Genomic DNA, 26,810 nt, shown 5'->3' on the forward strand with positions numbered 1-26,810 from the left:
CCAGGGGTGGGTCAGCGCCGTCGACTCCCGGGATGGCCGCGCTCAGAGGTAGTCGAACTCGCGGTCGCCGCCGGCGTCGAAGCCAAGCCGCTCGTGGGCCCACTCGAAGACCCCCTCGTCGCGGCGCTCGGCGAGGAAGTCGACGATCCGCTCGCCGACGTTCTCGCCGTAGAGGTGGTCGCCGGTGGCGATCTCTTCCCGAACCGCGGGCGTCTCGGCGACGTACGCCACCGTGTCGTGCACCACGTCGCCCGACACCGGCGGCACGAGCAGGTTCGTCCCGGCGTCGAACACCGTCTCGGGGCGGTCGGTGTTGAACCGGGCGGTGAGACAGATCGCCTCGTCGATGTGGTTCAGTTCCTCCTGCATGCTCCCCGAGTCGGTCAGTTCCGCGAAACACTGGCCCGACCGGAGGAACTCGTAGACGTGGGCGTGTTTCTTCCACAGGCCCGTAAACAGGAAGTTCTCGCGCTCGTCGGCCAGCCGCTCCAGCTTCTCCCGGTAGCCGTAGTTCTCCAGAGCCGTCCGGGTCGCGTTCAACTCGACGAAGTTGACGTTGTACCCGTCCTCGACGAGGTCGACGACCCCCTCGACGAGCGCGGTGAACCGGCCGGGGAGCAGGTTCGCCCGGCGGTGGATGTCGACGCGGATCCAGTCGTCGCGCTCCTCCAGCGTGGGGTAGACGTCGAAGACGCTCTCCCCGTCGTGGTCGGCCTTCATGTCGATGGCGTCGACGACGGAGTTGCCGACGACGGGGACCCGCTCCCGCCCGTTCACCGACGCCGGATACCCCTCGTCGAGGAGGTGTTCCCGGTTCAGCTCGACCGGCGCGAACTGGTAGATCGAGGCGGCCGACCCGACGAACGTGTCGTACTGCTCCGGGAACGGCTCGGAGCGCTCGATGTGCCACTCGCCCTCCCACTGGTCGGCGACGAGCGACTCGGGGTCGCTCACCGTCCCGTAGTCGGGGGCCATCCCCCGTAGCCCCGCCTCGTTGTGGGCGACGAGCTGGTTGGTGGCGAACAGCCACGCCTGCGGGAAGATCCCCGCCGCGTGCGTGTCGCCGTGGACGACCGGCAGCACCGTCGCGTCGTACTCGTCGAGACGGTCGGCGAGTTCCCGGACCGCCAGCATCGTCTGGGCCGTCTTCTGGCTGAGGTCGCCCCGGATCCCCAGGTCCGCGGCGACGTGGTCCTCCAGCCCGTACTCCCGGAGGCCGTGGCCGAGCACGTCGTCGTAGTGTTGCCCGGTGTGGATCACGAACGCCGGGAGGTCGCGCTCGGCCGCCGCGGCGACGACGGGAGCCTGCTTGTAGAAGTCGGGCTTCGTCGCGGTCACGACGGCGATGGCGAAGTCCTCGCCCGCCAGCTGGGCGTCGAGGCGGTCCTCGTACACCGTCGGGGTAGCGTCCATACGAAACCGGTCGGATCGCTCCGGCATGGGCGTTTGGATCTGACGCTCCGCCGTCGGTCCGGAGCAGAAGCGATTGGCCCTGGCGGATTCGAACCGCGGTCACTCCGCTTCGCTCCGTTCCCTGCTTCGAATCCGCGGACGATATTCCACACGCGCCGCTCCGCGGCGCGGTTCCATGGGCCCTGGCGGATTCGAACCACCGACCACTCGGTTATGAGCCGAGCGCTCTAACCGGGCTGAGCTAAGGGCCCCCGTACGGTCACGTGTTTCCCGGCGGTCCATTTCAGCCTATCGTTTCCACGGACCGCTCCGGATCCGTCCGTACCGTCGGGGAGCCGTACGGATACGATGGACCGATATATCGGGCTCATAGCAACCTTCATGGAGCTGTTAGGTTCCTCTCCGGGTGTGAAAAACGCAGGCCGGGGGCGGACCGACTGCGGAGTCGACTTCCGACCGAACCGCGGGGTGACTCGGGCCGATGGACGTTAAAACCGTCGAGGAGACGTCCGTCTCGGTCCGGACCGTGACGCTGTACGCCGGGATCACGGCCATCTGTCTCGTCGGGGTCCTGTTCCCCGCGTTCCTGTCGGCGTGGTACGGACGGGCGCTCAACACGGTCTTTCTCGTCGTGCTGTTCGGCCTCGTCGCGCGGACGGTCGTCTCTGGCGTGCTCGCGTTCGCCAGCGTCGACCCGCCGGCGATCCCCGACGACGCCGACCTGCCGACGGTGAGCGTCGTCGTCCCCGCGTACAACGAGGAGCCGGTGTTGCAGGGCACGATCGATGCGTGCAAGGCGATCGACTACCCCGCCGAGAAACTGGAGGTGATCCTCTGCTACGAGGCCGGGTCGTCCGACCGGACCGCCGAGATAGCCGAGGCCGCGGCGGCCGACGACCCGCGGTTCCGGGCGGTCGAGCGCGACGAACCCGGCGGCGGGAAGGCCAAAGCGGCGAACTACGCGCTCCAGTACGCGACCGGCGAGGTGATCGCCAGCATCGACGCCGACCACCAGTTCAAGCCCGACGCCGTGCGCCGCGCGGTGGGCTGGTTCCTGGCCGACGAGGACGTGTGGTGCGTGAAGGGGCGCTGTTACGGCCGCAACCCGACGGACTCGCTGCTCGCGCTCCACGCGACCGTCGAGCGCCACATCGCCGAGAAGGCGGACCTGTTCGCCCGCGACGTGGTCGACGGCTTCACCATCTTCGGCGGCGGCCAGGCGTTCTTCCGGGCCGAGGTGTTCGAGGAACTGGGCGCGTTCGACGAGGAGATACTGGTCGAGGATATCGACATGTCATCGAAGATCCACGACGCCGGCAAGGAACTCCGCGTCGACCCGGGCGTGATCACCTACGAGGAGAACCCGGCGACGCTGTCGGCGTGGTGGAGCCAGCGCAAGCGGTGGGCACGCGGGTGGATGCAGGTCGCGGTTCGGTACCTGCCTACGCTCCCCGGGGCGGCCCACGTCACCCCCCGCAAGCGGGCCGACGCCGCGTACACGTTCGCCTACGCGATCCTCCCGGTGCTGTTCGCCCTCGCGCTGCCGATGATCCTGCTCGACGGCCTGTCGCTCGTGAACACGCGGCCGTACGTGCCGTACAGCGACGTCGTCTGGGGGGCCATCGCGGTCGCGCCGCTGACAGTGTCGTACCTCGTCTTCGCGCAGGACTGGCGCGACGGCGAGCGTCACCACCCCCTGGAGTACCTCGCGGCGTTCACCCTGTGGTTCTACCTCGTGTTCCAGACGGTCGTGTTCGTGGTCGCGTTCATCGAGGAGTTCGTGCTCGGCAAGCCGAGCGTCTACGTGACAACGTCGCGTTCGGAGGAATGAGCGCCGCCGACAGGGCTCGAACCTGTGACAACCTGGGTAACAACCAGGTGCTCTACCAGCTGAGCTACGGCGGCTCCGTCGTCACTCACAGGTAGCGCCGCGGCATTTGATAGGGCTTTCGTTTTCGCCGCAGGGCGTAGGGCACCGACACGCTTTCGGCGCGACGGCGAGTAGCCGCGCCCGATGACCGACGACGACGCGTTCCGGGCGGCGACGCGGGCGGTGCGGGAGGAGATAGACCCCGCGCCCGAGGAGCGCGAGCGCCTGTCCGCGGCCGCCGCGGAGCTCGTCGACCGCTGCGAGGCGGCGGTCGCCGACATCGGCGTCGACGCCGACGCCCTGCTCGTCGGCAGCACGGCGCGGGGCACCTGGATCAGCGGCGACCGCGACATCGACGTGTTCGTCCGGTTCCCCCCCGACCTGGATCGCGAGCGGCTGGAGGCGTACGGCCTCCGGGTCGGCGACGAGGTCCTGCCCGAGGGCGGCGAGGAGTACGCCGAACACCCCTACGTCACCGGCGAGTTCCGCGGGTTCGACGTCGACCTCGTGCCCTGCTACGACGTGGCGTCGGCGACCGAGATCCAGTCGGCGGTCGACCGCACGCCGTTTCACACGGAATACCTGCGCGAGCGGCTGGACGAGGCGAGCGCCGCCGACGTTCGCCTCGCCAAGCAGTTCCTGAAGGGGGTCGGCGCGTACGGGAGCGACCTCCGGACGCAGGGGTTCAGCGGCTACCTCGTCGAACTGCTCGTCCTGGCGTACGGCGGCTTCCGCCCGTTCGTCGAGGCCGCGGCCGACTGGCACCCGCCGGTCCGGCTCGACCCCGAGGACCACGGGACCGCGACGTTCGACGACCCGCTCGTCGTGATCGACCCGACCGACCCCGGGCGCAACGTCGCGGCGGTGCTCTCCCGGGCCAACGTCGCCCGCGTCCAGCACTACGCGCGGGAGTTGCTCGACGACCCGCGGGCCGACCTGTTCTTCCCGGACCCGCCGGAGCCGCTTTCGGCCGACGCGGTCCGCGGCCACGTCGAGCGCCGCGGGACGACGCCCGTCGCCGTGCGGTTCGACGCGCCCGACGTGGTCGAGGACCAGCTGTACCCCCAGCTCCGCAAGTCGCTGTCGGGCGTGACCGACGAACTCGACCGCCGCGGCTTCGACGTGCTCCGGGCGACGGCGTTCGCGGACGACGACGCCGTCCTGCTCGCCGAACTCGCCGTCGCCGAACTGCCGGCCGTCGAGCGCCACGAGGGGCCGCCGGTCCACGTCCGCGAGCACGCGGCCGGCTTCTACGGGAAGTACGACGGCGGCGACGCGTACGGGCCGTTCGTCGACGGCGACCGCTACGTCGTCGAGCGCGAGCGCGACCACCGGTCCGCGGCCGGCTTCCTCCGGAGCGACGCGCTGTTCGACGTGGCGCTCGGCGCGACCGTCGAGGAGGCGCTGCGGGCAGAGTACGACGTGCTCGTCGGCGGCGACGTGGCGGAACTCGCGGAGGCGTTCGGAAGAGAACTCGCCCGTTACTTCTCGCCGAGGCCGTGAGCGCGCCGGACGTCGTCGACGAGCCGTTCGACGTCGTCGTCGACCCCGTCGTCCGGTTCGACCGGCTTGCGGCCGTCGAACACCTCGTGGACCATCCTGACGCCCTCGGCCAGCACGTCCAGGCCGTAGCCGCCCTCCAGCACGAAGCCGAGCGCGGCGTCGGCGTCGGCGGCGATCCCCCGCACGCGGTCGGTGAGCACGCCGTACCCCTCGGTCGAGACGCGCATCCGCGAGATGGGGTCGTGGCGGTGGGCGTCGAACCCGGCGCTCACCAGCAGCAGGTCGGGGTCGAAGTCTGCGACCGCCGGCGCGACGGCGTCCTCGACGACGGCCTCGTACTCGGCGTCGCCGGCGCCGGCGGGCAGCGGCACGTTCAGCGTGTATCCGTCGCCGTCGCCCGTCCCGGTCTCGTCGACCTCGCCCGTGCCGGGGTAGATGCCGTCCTCGTGGAGCGAGGCGAAGAAGACGTCGTCGCGGTCGTAGAATATCTCCTGGGTGCCGTTGCCGTGGTGGACGTCCCAGTCGATGACGGCGACCCGCTCGGCCCGCTCGGAGAGCGCCGCCTGCGCGGCGACCGCGACGTTGTTGACGAAGCAAAAGCCCATCGCGTCGTCGGTCTCGGCGTGGTGGCCCGGCGGCCGGCCGATCGCGAACGGCGTCGACCGCCCGTTCGTCCCGTCGAGCGCTGTTTCGGCGGCCCAGCGAGCGAGGCCGGCGCTCTGGAGGGCGGCGTCCCACGTCCGCTCGACGGCGACGGTGTCGGGGTCCCAGTTGCCGCCGCCGTCGTCGCAGAACTCGTGGAACTCCGCGACGTACGCCGGGTCGTGGACCGCCTCGACGGCGGCCCGGTCGACGGGCGCGGCGTCGACGTACTCCACGCCGTGCTCCCGCTTTAGCCCTTCGCGGATCGCCCGGAGGCGGTCCGGCGTCTCGGGGTGGCGCGCGCCCGTGTCGTGGTCGAGGCAGACCTCGCTGTAGCCGAACTTCATCTAATCGAAGAGCTTGAAGTACGTCTCGATGTCCTCGGCCTTAACGGTTCGCCGGTCGGCGTGCCGCGCGAGCGTCGCCGCCGCCGCGGCCACGTTGTCGGCGTAGTCCTCGAGGATGTCCGCGAGCGCGACCCGCGCGTCCATCGACACGCGGTAGCTGTCGTCGATGTCCTGCCGCGCGATCCGATCGACGGGAGCGACCGGCAGCGTCAGGCTCTCCTTGTCGACGACCTGCCCGACGCCGAAGTCGGCGGCCATCAGCGTCTTCCGGCCGTCCTCGGTCGCCTGTTCGGCGGCGTCGACCGCCAGCGACGCACCGTGGGCCTGGATCCGGCGGGCCAACTCCTCGGCGGCGTCCGCGCTCACCCGCAGGTCGCCCGCGTTGCGGCGGATGACCGTATCGACCGGGGCGAACGGTAACTCAACGCTCATACCAAAACCCGGGCGGGTCGCACCCTTAACCTTTTTCGTAGCGGCGTTGCGTCCGTCTGCGTTCGTTTCGACCGATGGGCCGGGCTATACGGACTGTTGCAGTTCCGTCCCGGGAGTCGCCGACCGCCCCGGACGCCACCGGGAACCCAGTACGACGGGGGGCGTCTCAGAACACGTCGTCGGCGTCGATCCGGCCGTCCGACAGTTCGCCGCGGACGGTGACCTCCTGACCCAGTCGGACGTCGGCGTCGGTGTCGACGCTCACCGTCTCCTCGCCGTCGTCCAGCACGACGGGGTCGCCCGCCTGCACGACCGTGCCGGTGAACTCCGCGTCCTCGCCGTCGGCGACGACCGCCGCGGCCGCGCCGCCGTCCGATGATGCCGTCGCGTTGTCGCTGCCCGACGACGGTTCGCCGCCAGCGTTGGCGTCCCCGCTCGTTCCGCCGTCGCCGCCGAACGAGCCGAGGCCGGCGTTCTCGTCGTCGCCGCCGGCGTCGTTCCCCGCGCTCGGGGCGCCGTCGCCCTCGTCCAACACCGTCACGGTCGCCTGCCACCCGGCCGAGGCCTCGATGTCGTCCTGCCAGCCGTCCTGGATCTCCACGTCGGCGAGCGCGACCTCGTCGCCGGGGGCGATCTCCTTGTCGGCCTTCGGCCCCCACAGCGCCACGCGCACGTCGCCGGTGTCGTCCTGCACGCGGACGTTGCGGACCTGGCCCTCGCTGCCGTCGTCGCGGTCGAACGTCCGCTTGGGGTCGGCCGAGCGCACGACGCCGCTGATGTCGACGGTCTGGCCGATCTCCAGCGTCTCGATGGGCGTGCTCTCGGGGACGTACTCGACCTCCTCGTCTATCTCCTCGACCGCGCCGCGCTCGCCGACGTGCAGTTCGAGCGAGCCGTCGCGCTCGCGGACGTAGCCGTCGACGATTTCGACGGAGAGGCCGTCGGAGAGTTCCTCGGCGCGGTCGGCCATCCCGTCCCACATCGTCACGCGGACCTTCCCCGTCGGGTCGCCGACGACGAGGTTCGACACCTTCCCCTCGCTGCCGTCGTCGCGGTCGAACGTGCGCACCTCGTCGGTGTCGAGCACCTTCCCCGCGAGGTTTACGTTCGAGAGCCCGAGCGAGAGGTCCTCGACGCGGTAGGTGTCCTGGACCTGCACGTCGACCTCCGCGTCGACCTCGGGGTCGACGTCGCTGACGTTCACCTCGACGCCGTTGTACCCCTCCTTCGGGCGGCCCTTCACCGCGATCACGTCGCCGACCGACAGCTCCTCGGTCGCGCCCTCGGCCATCTCGTCCCAGAACGTGACGCGGACGGAGCCCGTCTCGTCGGCCAGGTCGACGTTGGCGACGCGGCCCTCCGGTTCGTCCTCGCCATCGCGCTCGAACGTCCGCAGTTCCCCCACGGCGGTCACCTTCGCGGTGAACTCCACGTCCTCCATCCCCGGCTCGACGTCGGCGACCCCGTTGACCTCGTTCTCGCCGAGTTCGTGGGCGATGAGCATCGCCGCGGTCTCCTCGTCGGCGAGCCCCCCCATCTGCTCGACCTTCTCCTCGACGGCCTCGCGGAACTCCTCGATGGAGACGTCGGCGTCGAGGTCCGCGTAGACGTCCTCTATCTCGCCCATGAATATACCGAGGGGCAGGGTTGGCCCGCGCTTAAGCGTTGTCCTTGCCGATCCCGCCCGCCGCCGTCGTCCGATCTCCCGCGATCGCGTGCCACCGTCACGCCGCCGGGTTGCCCCCCGATCGGATATAAATTCCCGCTACGCCGAGGCGGTTTCGACGGTCCGGGTGCGCCCCTGGCTGCGGTGTTTCACGGTCACCGTCGCCGGCGGGTCGTCGACCGCTATCGACGCCGCGTAGTCGACGACGCCCTCGCACTGCATGCACGCGTTGCCGTCGTCCGCCGGCTCGACGACCACGACGAGTTCGTCGTCCCGTCGCTCGACCGCCCCGAACGCGGCCGCGTGACACGGGTCGGCGACGATGACCGATCCCGTGATCCCGACCTCGCCCTCGCCGAAGCTGACGCTCGCCGCGTCCGCGTCGTCCCCGGACCGGCAGTCGGTCCGGGTCGTCTCGATCGACTCGCCGCTGCCGTCCGACTCTTCCCGCTTCGTCCCCTGCCGGGTCGTCGGGTCCTCGGTCCCGGCGGCGGTGTCGTTCCCGGCCCCGACCGCGGCGTCGGTTCCGGCCGTCGTCTCGGTCGCGTCCGTCTCGTTCCCGCCGTCCCCCTCGCCGCCGTCGCTCGACAGACAGCCGGCGGTCGCGCCGACGGCGAGCGCCCCGCACGTTCGGCGGAGCACGTCGCGTCGTTTCATATCTATCGGGAGAAGCCGTGCGTAAAAATCCCTTGTGGACGGACAAACGAGCGTTTGAGCCTCCCAGCCCCCGCGGCCGACCGCGACCTGTGGCAGCCACCACCAAGTCGCCCCCACATCGTAACCGCTTTACGTACTTCCCGAATACGTAGAGATGAGTCCGGATAGGGTAGTGGACTATCCTCTTGGCTTGCGGAGCCAGGGACCGGCGTTCAAATCGCCGTCCGGACGTTTTCCGAAGCGCAACGACGACGAGCGACGGCGAGCGGTCCGCTCGGTCGGCGACGGTATCTACGAATCCCACATACGTCCAGCGTCGGTGCGGTCGACTTCGCCCGAGCGAAACCGGTTTCCTCCGCCGGGGCGAATCCGTTGGCATGCGCGACCACCTCCGGGCAGGGATCGCGGTGTACAACGCCGGCGGCTACCACGCCGCCCACGACGCCTGGGAGGACCGCTGGCTCGACCTGGAGCGTGGTACCGACGACGAGCGGTTCCTCCACGGCCTGATCCAGTTCACCGCCGCGGTCCACCACGCCCGCGAGCGCAACTGGGACGGCGTCGCCGGACTGGTCGAGAGCGCCGACGAGTACCTCGCGGGATTGCCCGACGAGTACCGCGGCGTCGACGTGGCCGCGGTCCGCCGGCACCTCGCGGCGCTGGGCGCGGACCCGGAGCGCGTCGAGCGCGAGCGACCGCCGCGGCTCGCCCACGAGGGGACCGCCGTCACGCTCGGCGACCTGGAGTTCGACGCCGGCGCGGTCGCGGCGGCGGTCCTCGCCGCGGAGTCCGAGCGCTTCGACGAGTCCGTCATCGACCGGGCGGCGCGCTACGGGCGCGAGGACATCGAGGCTGGGCGGTCGACGAGCGAGTTCGTCACGTTCGTGCTGGACTTCGCCCGCGACGCCGAGCACCGCGACATCGTCTACCAGCGTCTCGCGGACCACGTCGAGCGGCGGCGACACCGCGAGTCCGACGTCGCCGGGCTGTTCGACTAGTCCGACGCCGCGTCGGGCGGCGGGGACGCCGCCGGCAGGCGGACCGTGACGACGCTCCCCCGCGGGTCGTTGTCGGCGAAGGTCACCTCGCCGCCGCTCGACGTGACGGCCCAGTTAACCAGCCACAGCCCCAGCCCGCTCCCGTGTTCCAGTTGGGTGATCTCGTGTTCGCCGGTGAGCACCACGCGCTCGGCCGCCGGGATGCCCGGCCCGTCGTCGCTGACCGCGATGTGGATCCACGACCCGTCGCGCCGCGCGTCGACCCGGACCGACGGGACGTCGGTGTCGTTGTGCGCGACGGCGTTGTCGACGAGGTTCTCGACGGCCAGTTCGAGCCCGTCGCCCGCCGCGACGACGAGCCCGTCGGGCACCGCGGTCGTCACGTCGGCGGCGCTCCGGTACGGCTCGACCGCCCGGTCGACGAGGGGGCGGAGTTCGACGGGCCGGCGGCCGCCCCCGTCGACCGCCCGCTCGATGTCGCGTATCTTGGCCGTCAGCGACGCCACGTCGTCGGCGGTCCGCCGTATCGTCCGCGCGGCCCGTTCGACGAGTTGCGGCTCCGCGTCCGCGCCGAGCAGTTCCGCGTAGCCGTTGATCACGTTCACGTTGTTCCGCATGTTGTGCCTGAGCACCCGGTTCAGCACTTCGAGGCGGCGCTCGCGGGTCTTCCGCTCGGTGATGTCGGTGTATATCGCGAACCCCTCGTAGTTGCCCGTCGGGTCGTCCGGGGCGATCGGCACGGCGCGAAAGAGGAAATAGCGGATCCCGTCGGCGGTCTGTCGCCGCACCTCGCCCTGGATGCGCTCGTTCGATACGGCGCGGTCGTCGAGGCGCTTCGCGCTCTCGCGTTCGTCCGGGGGGACGATGAAGTCGTTGAGCGGCTCCCCCAGGAGCCGGTCGGCCTCGTAGCCGAACACCCGCTCGAACGCCTCGTTGACGTTCCGAACGACCGGCTCGCCGTCGACGAACTCGGTCCGGACGACGGGGTCGCCGACGTTCTCGAACAGCGCGGCGAGGCGGTCGCCGTCGCGTTCGTCGCTCGCCTGGGGCGGCCCGCCGGCCCGCCCGCCGGCGACGGCCCTGACCCGCTCCGCGAGCCGGTCCGCGGCCGTCGAGCGGTCGGCGCGTGTCGCGTCGGTCGCGGGTTCGCCGGCCCCGGTCGACGCGACCCGGATCACGGGGACGTCGGGGTAGGCGGCCCGGAGCGCCCCGTCCAGGTTCCGGTCGTCACCGTCGATGGTCGCCGGCTCGTAGACGATGCAGTCGTAGGACCCGGCGCGCTCGACCGCGTCCGGCGTGGCCGTGTCGACGTCGATCCCGTCGCGGTCGAGCGCGGCGGCGCGGTCGCTGTCCCCCTCGACGACGTACAGGACCGCGACCGGCTTCGTCATCGTACGACTGCCGCAACGCACCTCCGGTACATAAACGGGTCGGCGAGTCGCAAAACTGGCTGCGGGCCGCGTCAGTCGAACTCGGCGGAGTTGTCCCGGGGCTCGTACCCCAGCACGTCCCGGGCGTGCTCGATGGAGTAGTACTTGCGGTCGTTGTCGGAGATGCCGTACACGATCTCGTAGCCGTAGTCGGCCCGGATGGCGCGGTCGAACAGGTGGGCGCAGTCGCGGTAGGAGAGCCACATCGCCTGGCCGCGCTCGTAGTCGATTGGGGGGTGGTCCTCGGTCAGGTTGCCGATGCGGACACAGCAGACCGAGAGGTCGTGGTGGTCGTGGTAGTACCGGCCGAGCGTCTCGCCGGCCGCCTTCGAGACGCCGTAGAGGTTGCTCGGGCGGGGGAGTTCGGTCCCATCGAGCAACACGTCGCCCTGGGGCCGGTACATCTCGGGCGTGCGGTCGTCGGTCTCGTAGGCCCCGACGGCGTGGTTCGAGGAGGCGAAGACGACGCGGTCGACGCCGGCGTCGACGGCCGCCTCGTACACGATCTTGGTCCCGTCGATGTTGTTCGTCAGCACGCTGTCCCAGGGGGCCTCCGGCCGGGGGTCGCCCGCGAGGTGGATGACCACGCTGACGCCCTCCATCGCCTCCCGGACCGCCTCCTCGTCGGTCACGTCGGCGACGACGAACTCGCCGGGCGGGTCGCCGGTCGGCGGGTCCCGGTCGAGGAGCCGCCACTCGTACTCGTCGGCCAGTCCCCCCAAGATCGCCTGCCCGACACGGCCCGCCGCGCCCGTGAGCAAGACAGGGTCGTCCATTCGTCTGTTGCCAGAGCGTACCGGAATAAGTAACGTGCGATCCCGTCCGTGCGCCCGGGCGCTCCGCCGCCCGCCGGACCGCGACCCGAACGCACTTGCCCGCCGCCCCCCTCTCGCCGCCCATGGACCCCACGGACCGCGAGGCGGCCTGCTTCGAGGCCGGGATCAAGTTCGGGACGCTGTACCACCAGTTCGCCGGCACGCCCGTCAGCCCCGACAGCGCCGCCAGCCTGGAGCGCGCGATGGCGGAGGCGATCGAGAACCAGCCGTTCTGCGAGTCCGTCACGGTCGACGTGCTGGAGGACGTCCTCGCGGACGAACTCGCCGAGCAGTCGGCCGACTACGCCGAACTCACGGGCCGGTTCGTGGAGGTCGAGATGCGGATCGAGTACGAGGGGACGACCGTCCGGACGCGCATGGCGATGGACGGCGACTACCCGCTGATGGAAGTCGTCGACGTGGCGGACTGACCCGGCTCGACGGCCGTCACGGACGCTCCCTCGCCGAGTTTCACTTCCGCTTTCGGGCAACCTTTTAAAGCCGCCCGCGTGAAACGTCACCACATGAGTCAGTCCACCCTGGACGACGACGAGCTGTTCGGCGAGGCGGCCTCGGAGATGCGGTCGGACGTGGAGGAGTCGCTCGCCGCCGCGCGGGCGGAACTCCCCGAGAGCGACGCCGTCTGGGAGACCGACGCCGACAACGTGCTCGGCGTGCTCAACGGCCTGCGGTCCGCGCTCGACGTCGGCGAGGCCGAGGACCACCTCCGCGACGCCAAGAAGTGGTTCACGATGGGCCAGCGCGCCGACGCGTTCGACGACGCCGACGACCTGGAGGCGGCCATCGCGGACCTGGAGGAACTGATCGCCGACGTCGAGGACGCCGCCGAGCAGGTGGGCGACCTCACCGCGACGGTGCCCGAGATCCGGAGCGCGCTCGACGACGCCGCGGCCGACGAGGGAGACGAGGAGGACGAGGAGTAACTAGCGGTCCGGCGGCCGGTTCACGTCCCGCGCCTCGACCGCCGAGAGCAGGTCGGCCAGCGATTCGGCCGCCAGTTCCAGCAGTTCCTCGCCGCGCTCGGCGTCGCCCTCAGCGGGGTCGCCGACGACGCCGTTCTCGGTGAACTCCGCGGAGTCGTGGGCGAGGTTGGTCCCGCTCACCCACTCCCCCCAGCCGTCGCTGGCCCCCTCGCGCGCCTCGTCGATGCGGTCCTCGCGGACCAGTTCCGGGCGGAGGTGCCGGACGAGCGCCGTCTCCAGCGGCCCGCCGTGGCCCATGTCGGCCCCGTGGTCGCCGACCGCGTCGAACCAGGTGAAGGGGACGGCGTAGGCGTCGTCCTCGCGCGTGATCCGGCCGGCGACCTCCCGGAGCGCGCCGACGTTGCCGCCGTGGCCGTTGACCAGCACGACCCGGTCCCAGCCGTGGTGGGTGAGGCTGGCGACGGTCTCCCGGACGTAGTCGCGGAACGTGTCCTCGCTCACCCACAGCGTGCCCGGGAACTGGCGGTGCTCCGCGGCGACGCCGACGGAAACCGGCGGCGCGACGACCACCTCGCCGTCGTAGGCGTCGACGCCGGCCGCCGCGACCGCCTCGGCGGTTATCGCGTCGGTCCCCAGCGGCGCGTGCGGGCCGTGTTGCTCGGTGCTGCCGACGGGCACCACGGCGAGGTCCGTCCCGGCGGCCGCGGCGTCCGTCCACGTCGCGTCGGTCAGGTGCACGCCCGGAGACTGCACCTCGGCGGGCTTATAGGTGGGGCAAACGGTTTTCCCGCCGCTCGATGTCCCTTCGTCTGGGGGGACTACAGCATGACAGACGACGACAGAGAGATGGGCGTCGACTTCGGCGACCTGGAGGAGAAACTGGGGAACCACGACTACCCCGCGGACACCGAGGAACTGCTCGACGCGTACGGCGACGAGACGCTCACCTTCTCGGAGGGCGAGGCGACGTTCCGCGAACTGGTCGAGCCGATGGGCGACCAGGAGTTCGAGAGCGAGGACGACGTCCGGCAGGCGGTTTTCACGATGGTCGGGGACGAGGCCATCGGGCGCAAGAACTACAGCGACCGGACCCCGCCCGCGCCGGGCGAGGACCGGCAGGAGGAGGGCGCGCCCGGCGAGGACATCTCGGAGGACCAGGAGTCCTTTTGACCGCGGGCCGGGCCGCGCCGTAACCGACGGTTACCGCCGTCGTAAGCCGTCGTTACCGCGGGTAGCGGGTGGTTTATGAAGCATCACGTCCTGAATAGAACTGAACAGTGACGGTGGCTTATCCGGTCGCTGCGGGAAGCCAGGGGCACACGCACATGGCACGCGAGAGTCCAAGACGGCTCCCGGACTGTACCGACCGGCAGACCGACCGCGACGCCGGACCCGGCGACTGCCCCGTCGGGTCCACCGGCCGCCGCGCCGCCCCCGGAGGTGGTCGCCGTGGCCGACGGTAGCGCCGCGGAGGACGGGAACGTCGCCGACGCCGTACGGGCAGTCGAGTCGCTCGACGGCGCGCCGATCGTCGTCTCGAACCGCGAGCCCTACAGCCACGGCTACGACGACGACGACGGCGGGATAACCGTCGACCGCCCCGCCGGCGGCCTGACCGCCGCTCTGGACCCCGTGATGCAGACGGTCGAGGGGTCGTGGGTGGCGTGGGGCGACGGCGAGGCCGACCGCGAGGCGAGCGACGACGGCGTCGTCAGCGTGCCGCCCGACGACCCGTCGTACGACCTCCACCGGGTGTGGCTGACCGACGAGCAACTCGACGGCTACTACCGCGGGATCAGCAACCGGACGCTGTGGCCGCTCTGTCACTCCGACACCGCCCGCGTTCACTTCTCGACCGACGACTGGGAGCGGTACCGGACGGTCAACTGCGAGTTCGCGTCGGCGGTGACGGCCGCCGCCGACGGCACCGCCCCGGTGGTCTGGTTCCAGGACTACCACCTCGCGCTCGCCCCGCGGGTCCTCCGGGAGCGCCTGCTCCCGGACGCGTTCGCGATGCACTTCTGGCACCTGCCGTGGCCCTCGTGGGACGTGTTCCGCGTCTGCCCACGGGCGGTGGCGGTGCTGGACGGCCTGCTCGCCAACGACCTGCTTGGGTTCCACACGCCCGACTACTGCCGCCAGTTCCTCGACTGCGCGGAGCGGGCGCTGGACGCGGCGGTCGACCGGGAGAACGGCATCGTCCGCTACCGCGGCGGGTCGACGACGGTCCGGCCGTTCCGGCTGGGGATCGACGCCGACGCGATACGGGACCGCGCCGAAACGCCGGCGGCCGCCGACTTCTGGGACGAGTTCCGGGCCGACCACGGCATCGGGGAGCACACGCAGGTCGCGCTCGGCGTCGACCGGCTGGACTACACCAAGGGGATCGAACGCCGGTTCGACGCCTTAGAGCGGCTCTGGGAGCGCTCGCCGGAGTGGCGCGGCCGCCTGACGTTCGTCCAGAAGGGGGCGAAAAGCCGGAGCTCGATCCCGGCGTACAGCCGGCTGCAGGGCCGCATCACGGAGCGTATCGAGGCGATCAACGAGCGCTTCGGCACCGAGGACTGGCAGCCGGTCGTCTTCACGACCGCGATGCTCTCCGAGGACGACCTCGCGGGGCTGTACCGCGGCGCGGACCTGATGCTCATCACGCCGGTGCGGGACGGGATGAACCTCGTCGCCAAGGAGTACGTCGCGTCGCAGGTCGACGACCCCGGCGTGCTCGTCCTGAGCGAGTTCGCCGGCGCGGCCGAGGAGCTGGACGAGGGCGCGATGATCGTCAACCCCTACGACGTCGACGCGGTCGCCGACGCCGTCGCCCGCGGCCTCCGGCTGCCGGACGCGGAGCGGGCACACCGCGCGGCGACGCTCGACGAGCGCGTCCACGAGAACGACGTGTTCGCCTGGATCACGCGCCAGTTCCGGACGGCCCGCGCCGTACAGCAGGGCAAACGGTACACGGCCACCCGCGGCCGCCAGTCGCAGTGACGGGGAGCGATCACGCCGACGACGACCGCGAGGACGCGGCGGGGGAGCCGCCGCGGAGCGACCCCGCCGACGTGGCCGCCGAGATAGCCGACCGCGCTGCCGAGCGCGGCGGCCTCGCGCTGTTCTCGGACTTCGACGGCACCCTCGCGCCCATCGTCGAGCGGCCCGACGAGGCCGCGATGGCCGACGGGATGGCCGACCTGCTCCAGACGTTCCGGGACGCGCCCGCGGTCACGACCGCCGTCGTCAGCGGCCGGGCGCTGGCCGACCTGCGCGAGCGCGTCGGCGTCGACGGCCTCGCGTACGCCGGCAACCACGGCCTCGAACTGGACGCCGACGGCGAGACGACCGTCCACCCCGCCGCGGCGGACGCCCGCGACGCGCTGAGCGAGGTGTGCCGGCGGCTCCGCCGGGAAATCGACGCGCAGGGCGTCGTCGTCGAGGACAAGGGGGCGACGGCGACGGTCCACTACCGGATGGCCGACGAGGGCGCGGTGCCGCGGGTCCGCGAGCGCGTGCGGGCCGCGGCCGAGGACGCGTCGCTGGAGCTCACGAGCGGGAAGGCGGTGCTGGAGCTCCGCCCGCGGACGGACTGGGACAAGGGCCGGGCCGTCGAGTGGCTGCTCGACCGCCGCGTGCCCGACGGCGAGCGGCCGACCGCCGTCTACGTCGGCGACGACACGACCGACGAGGCCGCGTTCCGGGCGCTCCCGGAGGGCGGCGTCGGCGTGAAGGTCGGCGACGGCGAGACTGCCGCCGACTACCGGGTCGCGGACGTGCCGGCAGTCCGGACGCTGCTGGCGGACGTCGCGGCGTCGGTAGGTGGAGACGGCGCGCCGGAGTAGCGGGTCCCGCCGACGCCGGGGGCGGACGGCCGCGTCGCGGCTCAGTCGTCGACGTCGATCGCGTCGGTCCGGGCCTGCCGCTCGGCGGCGCGCTCGATGAACTCCTCGGGCAGTTCGTCTATCTCGCCGGCCTGCACGCCCCAGAGGTGGGCGTACAGCCCGTCGTTGTCGAGCAGGTCCCCGTGGCTCCCGCGCTCGACTATCTCCCCGTCCTCCAGCACGACGATCTTGTCGGCGTCCTTGATAGTCGAGAGCCGGTGGGCGATCGCGAACGTCGTGCGGTCGGCGGTGAGTTCGTCCAGGCTCCGCTGGATCAGCATCTCCGTCTCCGTGTCCACGTCGCTGGTCGCCTCGTCGAGGATGAGGATCTCTGGGTCCTTGAGGATCGCCCGCGCGATGGAGATGCGCTGGCGCTGGCCGCCCGACAGCTTCACGCCGCGCTCGCCGATCTCCGTGTCGTAGCCGTCCGGCAGGTTCTCGATGAAGTCGTGGGCCTCGGCCATCTTCGCGGCCTCGACTATCTCCTCCTCGGTGGCGTCGAACGTGCCGTACGTGATGTTCTCCTCGACGGTGCCGTAGAACAGGAACGTCTCCTGGCTGACGTAGCCGATCGACTTCCGGAGGCTGGGGATCGTCACGTCCCGCAGGTCCGTCCCGTCGATCCGGATCGCGCCGTCGTCGACGTCGTACATCCGCAGGAGCAGCTTCAGGACCGTCGACTTGCCGGCCCCGGTCGGGCCGACCAGCGCGAGCGTGTCGCCGCCCTCCACCTCGAAGGAGACGTCCTCGACGATGGTCTCGCCCTCGTCGTAGCCGAAGGTCACGTCGTCGTACACCACCTCGCCCTCGTCGACGACGAGCGCCTCGGCGGCGGGGTCCTCCTCGATCCGGCTCGGCTCGTCCATCAGGCCGAAGATGCGCTCGCTGGAGGCGCGGGCGCGCTGGTACATGTTGATGATCTGCCCGAACTGCGCCATCGGCCAGATGAACCGCTGGGTGAGCAGGATGAACGTGACGAACTCGCCCGCGCTGAGCGTCCCGGTGAGCGGCCCCGGGCCGCCGGCGTCGGCGGGCATCAGCACCCACAGTCCGCCGGCGAGGAACGTGGCGACGAAGGAGAAGCCGGCCAGCAGGCGCAGGCCGGGGAAGAACTTGATCCGCGTCGAGATGGCGTCCCAGTTGGCGTCGAAGTAGTCCTGCGAGACGTCCTCGACGCGGTCGGACTCGTACCCCTCGGTGTTGCTCGTCTTGATCACCTGGATGCCGCCGAGGTTGTTCTCCAGCCGGGAGTTGACCGTGCCGACGCTCGAACGCACGTCGGCGTACTTCGGCTGGATGGTCTGGATGAACTTCCAGGTGAACAGCGCGATGGCGGGCACCGCGACCAGCGCGACGAAGGCGAGCTGCCAGTTGTAGTAAAACAGGATGGCGGCGATGCCGAGCACCATCACCGACAGCCGGAACATGGAGTTCATCCCGTCGTTTAAGAACCGCTCCAGGCGGTTCACGTCGTTCGAGAGGATCGACATCATCTCGCCGGTCTGCTTGTCGGCGAAGAAGTCCATGTTCAGCCGCTGCATCTTGTCGTACGTGTCGGTCCGCACGGAGTGCTGGATGTTCTGTGCGAAGGAGTTCCAGCCCCAGTTGCGGATCCAGTGGAATCCCGCGCCGAACGTGAACGCCGCGCCGATCAGCCCGACCGTGACCCAGAGCTGTCCCTGGGGGTCGGCCGGGAGCCACGCGTCCGGCACCAGCCACAGCGCCGTGAACGGCTTGTCGTCGCGGAAGATCGCGTCGAGCGCGAACCCGAGCAACACCGGCGGCAGGAGGTCGAGCAGCCGCGCGAACACGCTGGCGAGGAGCCCGACGAGAAACTGGAAGGCGTTCTCGCGCCCGTACTCCCCGAACAGCCGCCGCATCGGGTTCTCAGCGCTCTCGCGCTGTTCCTCGAAGGGGTCGTCGTCCTCGGCGTGAATACCCATCGCCCGTTATCGGGGCCACCGCGGTAAAAAATCGTTGTTTCGGTTCGAAACACTACAGCGTCCGGCCCTCGGCCTCGGGGTCGATACCGGCCGCGTCGAGGTCTTGCCGGATGCGCTCCCGCAGGGGGCCGGGAACGGTCTCGCGGCCGACCGGCACCGCGGTCTCGCCGTCGCCTTTCACCTTCCAGTAGAGGACGCAGTCGGTCGGGGCGTAGTACTCCACGCTGTAGCGGTCGCCGGCCCCCTCGTAGTGGACCCGCGCCGCGAAGTCCTCGTCGCGCCAGCCGTCGCGCTCGGCCAGCGCACGCACCTGTTCGCTCATGGCCGCCACTCCGGCCCCCACGCCGGTAGCCGTTACGGGTGCAAGGCGGCCGTCGCGTTCTCGACGGTCACCGTCGCGTTCTCGCTGGCCGACGCCGTCCCGTTCCCGTACTCGATCGCGATGGTGTCCCCGGCCTCGATGCCCTGTGCGTCGGTGTACCCCTTCGGCACCTCCAGCACCCACTTCGCGCGGCCGCTGTACCGCTGGCTCTCGCCGTCCTCGTTCGGCCCCGGCGCGGGGGCCTCGTGGATCGTCGTGATCGTCCGGTTCTCCGCGACGAACACGATGTCGATGCCGAAGTCCATGTCGCGCATCACGTACGTCCGGTCGTCCTCCCCGCCGTGGACGAACAGCATCCCCGACCCGTTCGCCAGCGACTCGTGGTTGCTCAGTCCGGTGTACCGCTCGTCGCCGGTGTCGGCGACCTCGGCGTCGACGACGGCCAACTCGTCGCCGTCCCCGTCGGTGACCGTCACCGTCGCCCGGTCGCGGTCCTCGGCGAAGGGGTTCGCCAGCAGCCCGGTCTGGACCGCGGCCCCGCCGAGCAGGGCGACGACGAGCACGACGCCGGCGACGTTCAGCACCTTCCAGCGCTCCATACCCGCTACTCAATCTCGTCGGCAAAATGGGTTCCGCCGCGGAGAGAAAGCGTTATTCCTCGGGAGGGACTTGCCGCAAGTGCGGGTTCGTGGTCTAGCTGGTCATGACGCGGCCTTTACAAGGCCGAGATCGGCGGTTCGAAACCGCCCGAACCCATTCTGCGAGGAACGGACGTGACGAGCGGATGGACCGCGGTTTCGAACCCTGCGAGTCGCGCGGAGCGAACGGAGTGAGTGAGCACGTCTCGCTCCGGTTCGAAACCGCCCGAACCCACTTCTGCAGCCAACGTTTGGAACCGGTGAATTCGTGAATCAGTCCTCCGGCAACTCGGCCCCGCAGTCCTGACACTCGCCGTCGAGGATGGTCACCTGCGCGTCGCACTCGGGACAGAAGTCGCGGTAGCAGGCGGGGTCGCCCATGGGTTCGTCTCGCACGGCCACCGCCAAAACGCCTGCGCCGACCCCCGCTGTTTTGCGCCGGGCCGTCGAACCCCGCCCCATGAGCGTCGAGGTTCGGCCGGCAACGCCGGCGGACGTACCAGGGATCCGCCGCGTGGCACACGCGGGCTGGGAGGCGGCGTACGAGGGCGTGCTGTCCGCGTCGACCCGCGAGCGGTGCCTCGCGGAGTGGTACGCCCCCTCGGTCGTGGAGCGGGCGGTGACCGACCCCGGCGTGAGCTACTTCGTCGCCGACGACGACGACGGCGTGGTGGGGTACGCCAGCGGCGACGCCGACGGCGGCGAGAACCTGGGTCGCCTGTCGAGTATCTACGTCCTCCCCGACCGCTGGGGCGAGGGCGTGGGGACCCGGCTGCTCGACGCCGTCGAGACGGCGCTGGCCGAGCGCGGGGTCGACGCGGTGCGCGTGCTCGTCCTCGCCGAGAACGACGTGGGGATCCGGTTCTACCGGGCGCGGGGCTACGACTGCGTCGACTCCAGAACCGCCGAACTCGGCGGCGAGACGTGCACCGAGCGGGTGTTCCGCGGCTCCGTCTGAACGGCGGCCGTCCGCCCGCCGTGTTTCGAAATCCTTTTTGCCTGCATCGACCGAGGATGGAGTGCGCGCCGCCTTAGCTCAGACTGGGAGAGCACTCGACTGAAGATCGAGCTGTCCCCGGTTCAAATCCGGGAGGCGGCACTTCTGTGATTCTAACCGGCGAGCGTAGCGAGCCGCGTTCGAATCCAGAATGCGATCCGAGCGGATTCTGAACCCTGGAAGTCGCGCGCAACGAGCGAAGCGAGTGAGCACGTCTTCCTCCGGTTCAAATCCGGGAGGCGCCATTTTCCTGCGACTGAAGGGAGCAGTGGAAATGCTCCCGACCGTGATTTGACCGTTGGGGGCCGCAGCCGAGCGAAGCGAGGACCGTCTCCCAGAAGTTCATCCGGGAGGCGGCATCCGCTTTCTACGCGATCTCTGTTTGGGAGCAGTACGTCCCCGACTGAAAGCGAGTCCGTTTCGCCCAGCCGGCACTCACGCCATCTCGACGTCGGTCACTTCGAACCGGGCGCCCCCGTCGTCGCCCTCGGTCGCGGTGATCTCCCAGCCGTGTGCGACGGCGATCTGGCGGGCGCTCGCCAGGCCGAAGCCGGTTCCGTCGTCGCTTAGCTTCGTCGAGTATCCCAGTTCGAATATCTCCTCGCGGATGTCCTCGGGGACGCCGGGGCCGTCGTCTTCGAGGTAGAAGCCGTCGGACAGCACGCCGACCGTCACCGTGCCCTCGCCGTGGTCCAGCGCGTTCTTGAGCAGGTTCTCCAGCAGTCGGGCGAACGCGTTTTCGTCGGCTCGGATCCGCGCCGTCTCGCGCACCCGGAGGCTCACCCCGTCGGTCGGGAGCGCCTCCCAGACGTCCCGGACGGACGCCTCGACGTCGAGCGCCGTCACGTCGTCGACGAGTTCGCCCTCGCGCATCACGGTCGATAGGTCGTCGATGAGCATCTCCAACCGCCCCAGCGCCGCCTCGGCCTTGTCGAGGTGCTCCGTCTCGCCGGTCTCCCTCGCCAGATCTATTCGCCCCGTGACCGTCTGGAGCGGCGTTCGCAGGTCGTGTGAGAGGATGCTTCCGAACCGTTCGAACTGGTCCAGCTGGCGCTGGAGCTGGCGTTCCCGACGCTTGCGCTTCGTGATGTCGCGTCCGATGCCGACCGCGCCGACGACGTCCCCGTCCTCGTCGGTGATCCGGCGCTTGCGAAACTCGTAGGGGATCGTCCGGCCGTCCTTCGTCAGGACGTCCACTTCCAGCTCGGCGCTGCCGGTCGCGATGGCGTCCTCGATGTCCGACTGGACCCGCGCCCGCTGGTCCTCGGGGAAGAGTTCCACCAGGTCCATCGAGCGTAGCTCCGCCTCCGTGTAGCCGGTCACCTCTATGGCGCGCTGCGTGACGCGGGAGATGCTCCCGTCCGGGTCGAGCACGTAGAACACGTCGTCGAGCACGTCGAGCGCCTGGTCGATGAACTGACGGTCCCCGTCCGGTTCGTCCCGGGTGTCGAGCCGGTCGGTGACGTCCTGCGTGACCTTCACGTATCCCCGGTGCCGGCCGTTCCCGTCGAAGACGGCGGTGATGGTCACGTCGGCCCAGAACCGCGAGCCGCCCTCGCGGACGCGCCAGCCCTCGTCCGTGACCCACCCGTCTTCGAGTGCCTGCTCCAGCAACTCGTCGGGGGACCCCGCGTCGGCCTGCTTCTCGGTGTGGAACGTCGAGACGTGTTCGCCGAGGATTTCCTCGGGCGCGTAGCCCTTGATCCGCTCGGCACCCCGGTTCCAGCTCGTCACGTAGCCGTCCGCATCGAGCGCGAAGATGGCGTACTCCTCGACGGCGTCGACGAACAACTCGAAGCGCCTGCGTTCCTCCTCGAGAATGCGCTGGGTCTCCTTCTCGTCGGTGACGTCCCGCACCAGACAGATGATCGAACCGCTCTCGGCGTAGGCGAGCGCGTGGTCGACGACGAGGCGCTCCCCGTCTTTCGTGCGGTGGGTGTGTTCCCCCTCCCACTGCCCCTCCTCGGAGACGGCGGGGAGGATCTCCTCGTAGACCTGCGTCACGTGGTCCTCGGGATAGATCGTCTCCCAGTGCTCGCCGATCAACTCGCTCCGGTCGTAGCCGTAGGTGTCGGCGTACGCCTGGTTGACGTAGAGGAACGTTCCCTCCTCGTCGAGCAGACTGATGCCCTCGCGGGCGGTTTCCAGCGCCTGAAACCCGCGGTCTATCTCCCGTTCGGCCTGGTACTGTCGGACGGCGTTGGAGATCCGGTTTTCGAGGACCGTGTACTGGTCGGTTCCGCCCCCCTTCTGGAGGTAGTCGGTGACGCCCGCGGAGATGGCGTCGCTCGCGATCTCCTCGCTCCCCTTTCCCGTAAAGAGGATGAACGGGACCTGCGGATACTCCTCGCGTACGGCGCTCAGGAACTCGAGCCCGTCCGTCCGCGGCATGTCGTAATCGCTGACGATGCAGTCGATATCGACGTCGGCGAGACGGTCCAGTCCGGCGTCGGCGCTCGTCTCGGTGATGACCTCCAGTGAGCTGTTTTCGCGTTCGAGGTACACCGAAACCAGGTCGGCGAAGTCCGGGTCGTCGTCGACGTGTAAGACCGTGATCGGGTCCGTCCCGTTGAGATGGAGAAGGGCCTCGTTTACGGGCGATGGGTCTTGGGTGCTCACGGACTAGCGTTACGATTCAACTATCAAGATAGTGGTGCCGGCAGTCACAGCAGGCGGGAATCACCATCGCGTGTCGACCGGTGCATCGCTGTCCGGCCAGCGTTGCGTTGGCGGTGCGTGCAACCGGGGGATTAACACGCACTCCGCCAAACAACGGACATATCACGAGTAATGGGTAGTAAAAATAATATTTCTGAGGTGTGGGCGGACGTCGTCGACGCGCTCCCGGGAGCCGTCGGGATCCAGGCCGACGGCAGGTTCGTTTCGGTCTCCGCGGAACTGGCCTCGCTGCTCGGCAGCGAGGCCGACACGCTGGTCGGGGAGCCGTGGCGGGCCGCGTTCGACGACGAGGGGGGCGAACGCCTGGCGGCGGCGGTCGAACAGGCCCACGCGGCGGGACGGTGGGAGGGCCGGGTTCGGGCCGGCGGCGGCGCTCGACTCGAACTCACGTTGACGGTGACCGACGGCGGCACGCTCGTCTGGAGCGCGACCGAAGCGGAGGACGACCCGCCGGGGGGAGCCGCCTCCGAGACAGGGTTCGCGACGGACCCCCACCTCGCCGGGGAACTCCTCGACGGGATGCACGCCGTGGCGTTCACGCTCGACGGGCAGGGGCGACTGGACCGATGGAACGGGGCACTACCGGACCGAACCGGCTACGACCACGCGGATCTCGACGGGATGGCTGTCGAGCGGCTGGTGGCGAGCGACCACCACGCCCGGCTCGGGCGGCTACACGCCGAGGGCCGGGGAGTCGAACTCGACCTGCGTACCGCGGACGGAAAGCGACTCGCACACGAGGTCCGGGAAACGACGGTCAGCCCGGAGGACGGCGGGGCCGTTCGCTGCCTCGTCTGCTACGACATCGCCGACCGTAGCGAGGACATCAAGCGGTACGAGACGATCTTAGAGACGGTCGTCGACGGCGTGTACACGCTCGACGAGAACCTCGAGTTCACCTACGTCAACGAGGAGATGTCGAACATCTTCGAACGGCCGGCGTCGGAGTTACTCGGGACCGACCCGCGGACGCTGTTCGCCGACGAGAGCCAGATGGCGATGGCCGCGGACATGCGCGAGCGGGTCGTCGAGGGGGACCTGACGACGGGGACCGTCGAGGCACGCACCGAGACGGCAAGCGGCGAGACGGTCGAACTCGAATCGAACTACCGGTTGCGACACGACCCCGAGGACGGCGAGTTTCCCGGGAGCGTGGGGATCATCAGGGACGTCACGGAGCGCAACCAACGCGAGCGAACGCTCGAACGGCAGCGCAACGAACTCGAAACGCTGGACCGTATCACGCACCTCCTGCTGGAAACCACGCGGGAGTCGCTCAAAACCGCCAGCCGGGACAGCGTCGAGCGGGCGGTCTGTGAACGGCTCGTCGCATCCGACCTCTATCAATTCGCCTGGATCGGCGACCGCGAGTTCGACGGCGACCGCATCGTGCCCCGGGCGAGCGCCGGCGACGACAGGGGCTACCTCGACGCGATAGCCGACGCCGACGGGGTCGACCAGTGGCCGGAGAACCGGGCACTCCGGAGCCGGTCGATCGCGGTCGCCACCTCCGCCGACGGGTCCGACGGGGGCTGGCCCGAGGCGGCGAGTGACCGGGGGTTCGAGGCGACCATCGCGGTCCCGCTTCGGGACGGGGACGCGGTGTACGGAGTGCTCGTGGTCTACGCCACGCACGAGGGGGCGTTCGGTGACCGCGCCCGGGCCGGGTTCGACGTCCTCGGGCGTGCCGTCGGGTCGGTGATCTACGCCGCGAACAACCGCGAGTTACTGTTCGCCGACGCCGTGGTCGAACTCGGGTTTCGGGTCCCCGTCGCGGACTCCATGTTGGCCCGGATAGCGACCGAGTTCGACTGTTCGATCGCGCTCGACGGGTACGTCTCGGCCGGGCCCCAGTGGGTCCTGTATCTCTCCGTCGACGGGGCAGAAGTCGACGGCGTCGTGGACGAACTGAACGGGGAGACGGGGGTCGAACGCGCTCGGGTCGTCCCGGTGGACGGGGAGGGCGGCCGGGTCGAACTCGTCATGTCGACGTCGCCGCTTCTCGACACGATCACCAGCGTCGGGGCGACCGTCCGCGATGCGTCCGGGGACGCCACCGGCGTCCGCCTGACGGTCGAGGCCCCCGCCGACAGCGACGTCCGTGACATCGTCGACCACGTCCGGGCGGAGTACGACGGGGCCGACCTCGTTTCGACCCGCGAGTACGACCGGGACGTGACGACGGTCGGCCGCCCGGACGGGGTTCTCGACGAACTGACCGAGAGACAGCGCGAAGCCGTGCAGGCGGCCTATCGGGCGGGTTACTTCGACTGGCCGCGTGCGAGCACGGCCGAGGCGGTCGCCGCGTCGCTGAACATCGCCCCGCCGACGCTCCACGGCCACCTGCGGAAGGCCCAGCGAGCCATCCTCTCGACGCTCATCGAGCAGTGACGCTATACAGATAGTGTCCGGAGCTTTGTATCACCGTTTCCACACGTCGGTGTGGACTACCACAGCATTGCCGGGACACCCCGAACAGGAGCGTCTCGAACACGGCCGGGTGCCGCGACGTGGAGCGACTCATGAGCCGGCATGCCCGCCGGCGACGGTTCCTCCGGGGACTGGGAGCGGTCGCGGTCTCACTCGGCGTCGCCGGCTGTAGCGGCGGCGGTGACGGCGGCGACGCCGATTCGGATACCGACGCGAGCGAGGGCGACGGGACGACCGGCTCGACGGCGACGGAAGGGGCGGCGTCTACCACCGCGTCGGAGCCGGAGGGGACGGGGACGGAAACGGAGGGTCCCGACCGGACGGGGACGGAAGCCGAGAACTCGGAGGGGACGCCGGACGACGTCCGACTCCCGGCGTACACGTTCTCCGAGGGCGAGTCGTACACGTACGACACGACCTTCGGCGACGCGGAGAGCGAGGAGACGTGGGTCGTCGCTTCGGTCGCCGGCGACGACGTCACGGTCGACCGGACGACCGTCGCCAACGGGGAGACACACACCCAGTCGATTTCGGGCACGCAGAGCGGCATCGTCGACGAAGTCGAGCGCGCACGCGACGTCAGTTACTTCCCGCTGCTCCGGTCGGCGCTCGTCTACGGGCAGCAAGGCGAGTTGCGCGCCGGGAACGCGTTTACCGTCCGGAGCACCGGCGAAAACGAGGACTGGGAAACCGCGACCGTCGACGTCGCCGGCGAGACCACGGTAAGCGGCGTCACGTGCACCGAGTTCACAGTGACCCCCGACTCGGTCGACCAGGTGCAGACCGTCCGTCTCGCCGATGGCTACCCGTTCGCGGTGTCGCTGCTGTTCGAACAGGGCGGCGAGGCGCTCCTCGAGATGACGCTCACCGACCACGAGCGGCCACGATGACGGGCGATGGTATCTCGTTTACCCTTCGGGGGACGAAGGCGAGGGTGCTGAAACTGGTCGTCGGGACCCCGTTCCTGCTCGTCGGCGCGGCGCTCGTCGCTGCCGGCCTGACCGCCGCGGGGGTCGGCCGGGTCGTCCTGCTCGCGGTCGGCGGCATCCTCGGGTTCGTCGGCTGTGCGTCCTGCTACGGGGCGGTTCGGAGCGACGAACTCACGGTGACGCTCGGCGGCGGATCCGGACACCAGGACGGGAGCAGGTAGGGTCCGGTGGCCGCGGGACCGCTCGGACGCCGCGTCCGCCGGGATGCGTACCTCCCATCCGG

The 26,810-nt window shown here is 70.1% G+C and carries 24 protein-coding genes and 5 tRNA genes; 15 read left to right on the forward strand and 14 right to left on the reverse strand.

All coding sequences use genetic code 11. The annotated features are described in order from the left end of the window. Positions 1–42 precede the first annotated feature (42 nt). Complete coding sequence (locus tag EYW40_RS04325) at positions 43–1,413, reverse strand: UDP-N-acetylglucosamine 2-epimerase (protein WP_135820376.1); 1,371 nt, start codon at positions 1,411–1,413, stop codon at positions 43–45. Between the two features lie 176 nt (positions 1,414–1,589). Then, positions 1,590–1,664 (reverse strand) — tRNA-Ile (locus tag EYW40_RS04330). 230 nt (positions 1,665–1,894) lie between these two features. Between EYW40_RS04330 and EYW40_RS04335 the strand changes: the two genes are divergently transcribed. After that, positions 1,895–3,244: a glycosyltransferase family 2 protein gene (locus EYW40_RS04335; protein WP_135820377.1), complete on the forward strand. Its 1,350-nt coding sequence runs from the start codon at positions 1,895–1,897 to the stop codon at positions 3,242–3,244. 1 nt (position 3,245) lies between these two features. Here the strand turns inward: EYW40_RS04335 and EYW40_RS04340 are convergent. Continuing rightward, a tRNA-Asn gene (locus tag EYW40_RS04340) sits at positions 3,246–3,318 on the reverse strand. 109 nt (positions 3,319–3,427) lie between these two features. Here EYW40_RS04340 and cca point away from each other — a divergent pair. Then, the gene (cca, locus tag EYW40_RS04345; protein ID WP_135820378.1) at positions 3,428–4,786 is read left to right on the forward strand and encodes a CCA tRNA nucleotidyltransferase; all 1,359 of its coding nucleotides are present in this window, start codon (positions 3,428–3,430) and stop codon (positions 4,784–4,786) included. Here cca and EYW40_RS04350 read toward each other — a convergent pair. The 4 genes from EYW40_RS04350 to EYW40_RS04365 form a co-directional block, all read right to left on the reverse strand. Continuing rightward, the gene (locus EYW40_RS04350; protein WP_135820379.1) at positions 4,765–5,775 is read right to left on the reverse strand and encodes a histone deacetylase family protein; all 1,011 of its coding nucleotides are present in this window, start codon (positions 5,773–5,775) and stop codon (positions 4,765–4,767) included. The two genes, cca and EYW40_RS04350, sit on opposite strands and share 22 nt — an antisense overlap. Beyond that, complete coding sequence (locus EYW40_RS20370; protein WP_135820380.1) at positions 5,776–6,207, reverse strand: histone family protein; 432 nt, start codon at positions 6,205–6,207, stop codon at positions 5,776–5,778. A gap of 166 nt (positions 6,208–6,373) precedes the next feature. Further along, positions 6,374–7,834: a single-stranded DNA binding protein gene (locus EYW40_RS04360; RefSeq protein ID WP_135820381.1), complete on the reverse strand. Its 1,461-nt coding sequence runs from the start codon at positions 7,832–7,834 to the stop codon at positions 6,374–6,376. A gap of 138 nt (positions 7,835–7,972) precedes the next feature. After that, positions 7,973–8,530, reverse strand: coding sequence for a hypothetical protein (locus tag EYW40_RS04365; RefSeq protein WP_135820382.1), 558 nt, complete (start codon positions 8,528–8,530; stop codon positions 7,973–7,975). A 158-nt stretch (positions 8,531–8,688) separates the two neighbouring features. On the opposite strand from EYW40_RS04365, the gene EYW40_RS04370 reads away from it, so the two are divergent. Together EYW40_RS04370 and EYW40_RS04375 are read left to right on the forward strand one after the other, a co-directional pair. Beyond that, positions 8,689–8,761, forward strand: a tRNA-Arg gene (locus tag EYW40_RS04370). A 146-nt stretch (positions 8,762–8,907) separates the two neighbouring features. Beyond that, positions 8,908–9,528 (forward strand): DUF309 domain-containing protein, encoded by a 621-nt coding sequence (locus EYW40_RS04375; RefSeq protein ID WP_135820383.1) that lies wholly within the window; start codon positions 8,908–8,910, stop codon positions 9,526–9,528. Here the strand turns inward: EYW40_RS04375 and EYW40_RS04380 are convergent. Continuing rightward, positions 9,525–10,919 carry a PAS domain-containing sensor histidine kinase gene (locus EYW40_RS04380; protein ID WP_135820384.1) on the reverse strand — a complete coding sequence of 465 codons (1,395 nt, stop codon included), beginning with the start codon at positions 10,917–10,919 and terminating at the stop codon, positions 9,525–9,527. The genes EYW40_RS04375 and EYW40_RS04380 overlap by 4 nt on opposite strands. Before the next feature lie 71 nt (positions 10,920–10,990). After that, entirely contained in the window at positions 10,991–11,734 is a 744-nt protein-coding gene (azf, locus tag EYW40_RS04385; protein ID WP_135820385.1) for an NAD-dependent glucose-6-phosphate dehydrogenase Azf, read from the reverse strand. A gap of 122 nt (positions 11,735–11,856) precedes the next feature. Between azf and EYW40_RS04390 the strand changes: the two genes are divergently transcribed. Together EYW40_RS04390 and EYW40_RS04395 are read left to right on the forward strand one after the other, a co-directional pair. Beyond that, the gene (locus EYW40_RS04390; RefSeq protein ID WP_135820386.1) at positions 11,857–12,204 is read left to right on the forward strand and encodes a dihydroneopterin aldolase family protein; all 348 of its coding nucleotides are present in this window, start codon (positions 11,857–11,859) and stop codon (positions 12,202–12,204) included. Positions 12,205–12,297: 93 nt separating this feature from the next. Continuing rightward, a complete protein-coding gene (locus EYW40_RS04395; RefSeq protein ID WP_135820387.1) occupies positions 12,298–12,717 on the forward strand; it encodes a DUF5790 family protein in 420 nt (139 codons plus the stop codon). Here the strand turns inward: EYW40_RS04395 and EYW40_RS04400 are convergent, their stop codons facing one another. After that, complete coding sequence (locus EYW40_RS04400) at positions 12,718–13,455, reverse strand: creatininase family protein (protein ID WP_135820388.1); 738 nt, start codon at positions 13,453–13,455, stop codon at positions 12,718–12,720. It abuts the gene before it with no gap. Positions 13,456–13,542: 87 nt separating this feature from the next. On the opposite strand from EYW40_RS04400, the gene EYW40_RS04405 reads away from it, so the two are divergent. The 3 genes from EYW40_RS04405 to otsB all read left to right on the forward strand — a co-directional run bounded on the left by EYW40_RS04405 (position 13,543) and on the right by otsB (position 16,550). Then, a complete protein-coding gene (locus EYW40_RS04405) occupies positions 13,543–13,887 on the forward strand; it encodes a DUF5789 family protein (RefSeq protein ID WP_135820389.1) in 345 nt (114 codons plus the stop codon). 279 nt (positions 13,888–14,166) lie between these two features. After that, entirely contained in the window at positions 14,167–15,705 is a 1,539-nt protein-coding gene (locus EYW40_RS04410; RefSeq protein ID WP_202614427.1) for an alpha,alpha-trehalose-phosphate synthase (UDP-forming), read from the forward strand. After that, complete coding sequence (gene otsB / locus EYW40_RS04415; RefSeq protein WP_161973158.1) at positions 15,702–16,550, forward strand: trehalose-phosphatase; 849 nt, start codon at positions 15,702–15,704, stop codon at positions 16,548–16,550. The genes EYW40_RS04410 and otsB overlap by 4 nt, the downstream gene beginning before the upstream one ends. 41 nt (positions 16,551–16,591) lie before the next feature. On the opposite strand, the gene EYW40_RS04420 is transcribed toward otsB, so the two are convergent. The 3 genes from EYW40_RS04420 to EYW40_RS04430 are packed head-to-tail and all read right to left on the reverse strand — an operon-like array spanning position 16,592 to position 19,453. Then, positions 16,592–18,532, reverse strand: coding sequence for an ABC transporter ATP-binding protein (locus EYW40_RS04420; RefSeq protein WP_135820390.1), 1,941 nt, complete (start codon positions 18,530–18,532; stop codon positions 16,592–16,594). Between the two features lie 52 nt (positions 18,533–18,584). Continuing rightward, entirely contained in the window at positions 18,585–18,854 is a 270-nt protein-coding gene (locus EYW40_RS04425; RefSeq protein ID WP_135820391.1) for a DUF7538 family protein, read from the reverse strand. A 32-nt stretch (positions 18,855–18,886) separates the two neighbouring features. Further along, the gene (locus EYW40_RS04430; RefSeq protein ID WP_135820392.1) at positions 18,887–19,453 is read right to left on the reverse strand and encodes a DUF192 domain-containing protein; all 567 of its coding nucleotides are present in this window, start codon (positions 19,451–19,453) and stop codon (positions 18,887–18,889) included. Positions 19,454–19,536: 83 nt separating this feature from the next. Here EYW40_RS04430 and EYW40_RS04435 point away from each other — a divergent pair. The 3 genes from EYW40_RS04435 to EYW40_RS04445 all read left to right on the forward strand — a co-directional run bounded on the left by EYW40_RS04435 (position 19,537) and on the right by EYW40_RS04445 (position 20,591). Further along, positions 19,537–19,610 (forward strand) — tRNA-Val (locus EYW40_RS04435). Between the two features lie 342 nt (positions 19,611–19,952). Continuing rightward, a complete protein-coding gene (locus EYW40_RS04440) occupies positions 19,953–20,450 on the forward strand; it encodes a GNAT family N-acetyltransferase (protein ID WP_161973159.1) in 498 nt (165 codons plus the stop codon). 67 nt (positions 20,451–20,517) lie between these two features. After that, positions 20,518–20,591: transfer RNA gene (locus tag EYW40_RS04445), tRNA-Phe, on the forward strand. Between the two features lie 333 nt (positions 20,592–20,924). Here EYW40_RS04445 and EYW40_RS04450 read toward each other — a convergent pair. Continuing rightward, positions 20,925–23,108: a PAS domain S-box protein gene (locus EYW40_RS04450; protein ID WP_135820394.1), complete on the reverse strand. Its 2,184-nt coding sequence runs from the start codon at positions 23,106–23,108 to the stop codon at positions 20,925–20,927. A 171-nt stretch (positions 23,109–23,279) separates the two neighbouring features. Here EYW40_RS04450 and EYW40_RS04455 point away from each other — a divergent pair, with 171 nt between their 5' ends. The 3 genes from EYW40_RS04455 (at position 23,280) to EYW40_RS04465 (ending at position 26,748) form a co-directional block, all read left to right on the forward strand. After that, positions 23,280–25,559, forward strand: a complete 2,280-nt coding sequence (locus EYW40_RS04455; protein ID WP_135820395.1) for a bacterio-opsin activator domain-containing protein — start codon at positions 23,280–23,282, stop codon at positions 25,557–25,559. Positions 25,560–25,690: 131 nt separating this feature from the next. Further along, the gene (locus tag EYW40_RS04460) at positions 25,691–26,488 is read left to right on the forward strand and encodes a hypothetical protein (protein WP_135820396.1); all 798 of its coding nucleotides are present in this window, start codon (positions 25,691–25,693) and stop codon (positions 26,486–26,488) included. Continuing rightward, positions 26,485–26,748 (forward strand): hypothetical protein, encoded by a 264-nt coding sequence (locus EYW40_RS04465; RefSeq protein ID WP_135820397.1) that lies wholly within the window; start codon positions 26,485–26,487, stop codon positions 26,746–26,748. The genes EYW40_RS04460 and EYW40_RS04465 overlap by 4 nt, the downstream gene beginning before the upstream one ends. The last annotated feature ends 62 nt before the right edge of the window (positions 26,749–26,810 follow it).

Source organism: Halostella litorea, from assembly GCF_004785955.1.
Classification (GTDB): domain Archaea; phylum Halobacteriota; class Halobacteria; order Halobacteriales; family Natronoarchaeaceae; genus Halostella; species Halostella litorea.

Excerpts from the sequence above, each read along its gene's own strand:
- EYW40_RS04325 (WP_135820376.1), bottom strand. The coding sequence starts at position 1,413 with ATGGACGCTACCCCGACGGTGTACGAGGACCGCCTCGACGCCCAGCTG.
- EYW40_RS04335 (WP_135820377.1), top strand. The coding sequence starts at position 1,895 with ATGGACGTTAAAACCGTCGAGGAGACGTCCGTCTCGGTCCGGACCGTG.
- cca (WP_135820378.1), top strand. The coding sequence starts at position 3,428 with ATGACCGACGACGACGCGTTCCGGGCGGCGACGCGGGCGGTGCGGGAG.
- EYW40_RS04350 (WP_135820379.1), bottom strand. The coding sequence starts at position 5,775 with ATGAAGTTCGGCTACAGCGAGGTCTGCCTCGACCACGACACGGGCGCG.
- EYW40_RS20370 (WP_135820380.1), bottom strand. The coding sequence starts at position 6,207 with ATGAGCGTTGAGTTACCGTTCGCCCCGGTCGATACGGTCATCCGCCGC.
- EYW40_RS04360 (WP_135820381.1), bottom strand. The coding sequence starts at position 7,834 with ATGGGCGAGATAGAGGACGTCTACGCGGACCTCGACGCCGACGTCTCC.
- EYW40_RS04365 (WP_135820382.1), bottom strand. The coding sequence starts at position 8,530 with ATGAAACGACGCGACGTGCTCCGCCGAACGTGCGGGGCGCTCGCCGTC.
- EYW40_RS04375 (WP_135820383.1), top strand. The coding sequence starts at position 8,908 with ATGCGCGACCACCTCCGGGCAGGGATCGCGGTGTACAACGCCGGCGGC.
- EYW40_RS04380 (WP_135820384.1), bottom strand. The coding sequence starts at position 10,919 with ATGACGAAGCCGGTCGCGGTCCTGTACGTCGTCGAGGGGGACAGCGAC.
- azf (WP_135820385.1), bottom strand. The coding sequence starts at position 11,734 with ATGGACGACCCTGTCTTGCTCACGGGCGCGGCGGGCCGTGTCGGGCAG.
- EYW40_RS04390 (WP_135820386.1), top strand. The coding sequence starts at position 11,857 with ATGGACCCCACGGACCGCGAGGCGGCCTGCTTCGAGGCCGGGATCAAG.
- EYW40_RS04395 (WP_135820387.1), top strand. The coding sequence starts at position 12,298 with ATGAGTCAGTCCACCCTGGACGACGACGAGCTGTTCGGCGAGGCGGCC.
- EYW40_RS04405 (WP_135820389.1), top strand. The coding sequence starts at position 13,543 with ATGACAGACGACGACAGAGAGATGGGCGTCGACTTCGGCGACCTGGAG.
- EYW40_RS04420 (WP_135820390.1), bottom strand. The coding sequence starts at position 18,532 with ATGGGTATTCACGCCGAGGACGACGACCCCTTCGAGGAACAGCGCGAG.
- EYW40_RS04425 (WP_135820391.1), bottom strand. The coding sequence starts at position 18,854 with ATGAGCGAACAGGTGCGTGCGCTGGCCGAGCGCGACGGCTGGCGCGAC.
- EYW40_RS04430 (WP_135820392.1), bottom strand. The coding sequence starts at position 19,453 with ATGGAGCGCTGGAAGGTGCTGAACGTCGCCGGCGTCGTGCTCGTCGTC.
- EYW40_RS04440 (WP_161973159.1), top strand. The coding sequence starts at position 19,953 with ATGAGCGTCGAGGTTCGGCCGGCAACGCCGGCGGACGTACCAGGGATC.
- EYW40_RS04455 (WP_135820395.1), top strand. The coding sequence starts at position 23,280 with ATGGGTAGTAAAAATAATATTTCTGAGGTGTGGGCGGACGTCGTCGAC.
- EYW40_RS04460 (WP_135820396.1), top strand. The coding sequence starts at position 25,691 with ATGAGCCGGCATGCCCGCCGGCGACGGTTCCTCCGGGGACTGGGAGCG.
- EYW40_RS04465 (WP_135820397.1), top strand. The coding sequence starts at position 26,485 with ATGACGGGCGATGGTATCTCGTTTACCCTTCGGGGGACGAAGGCGAGG.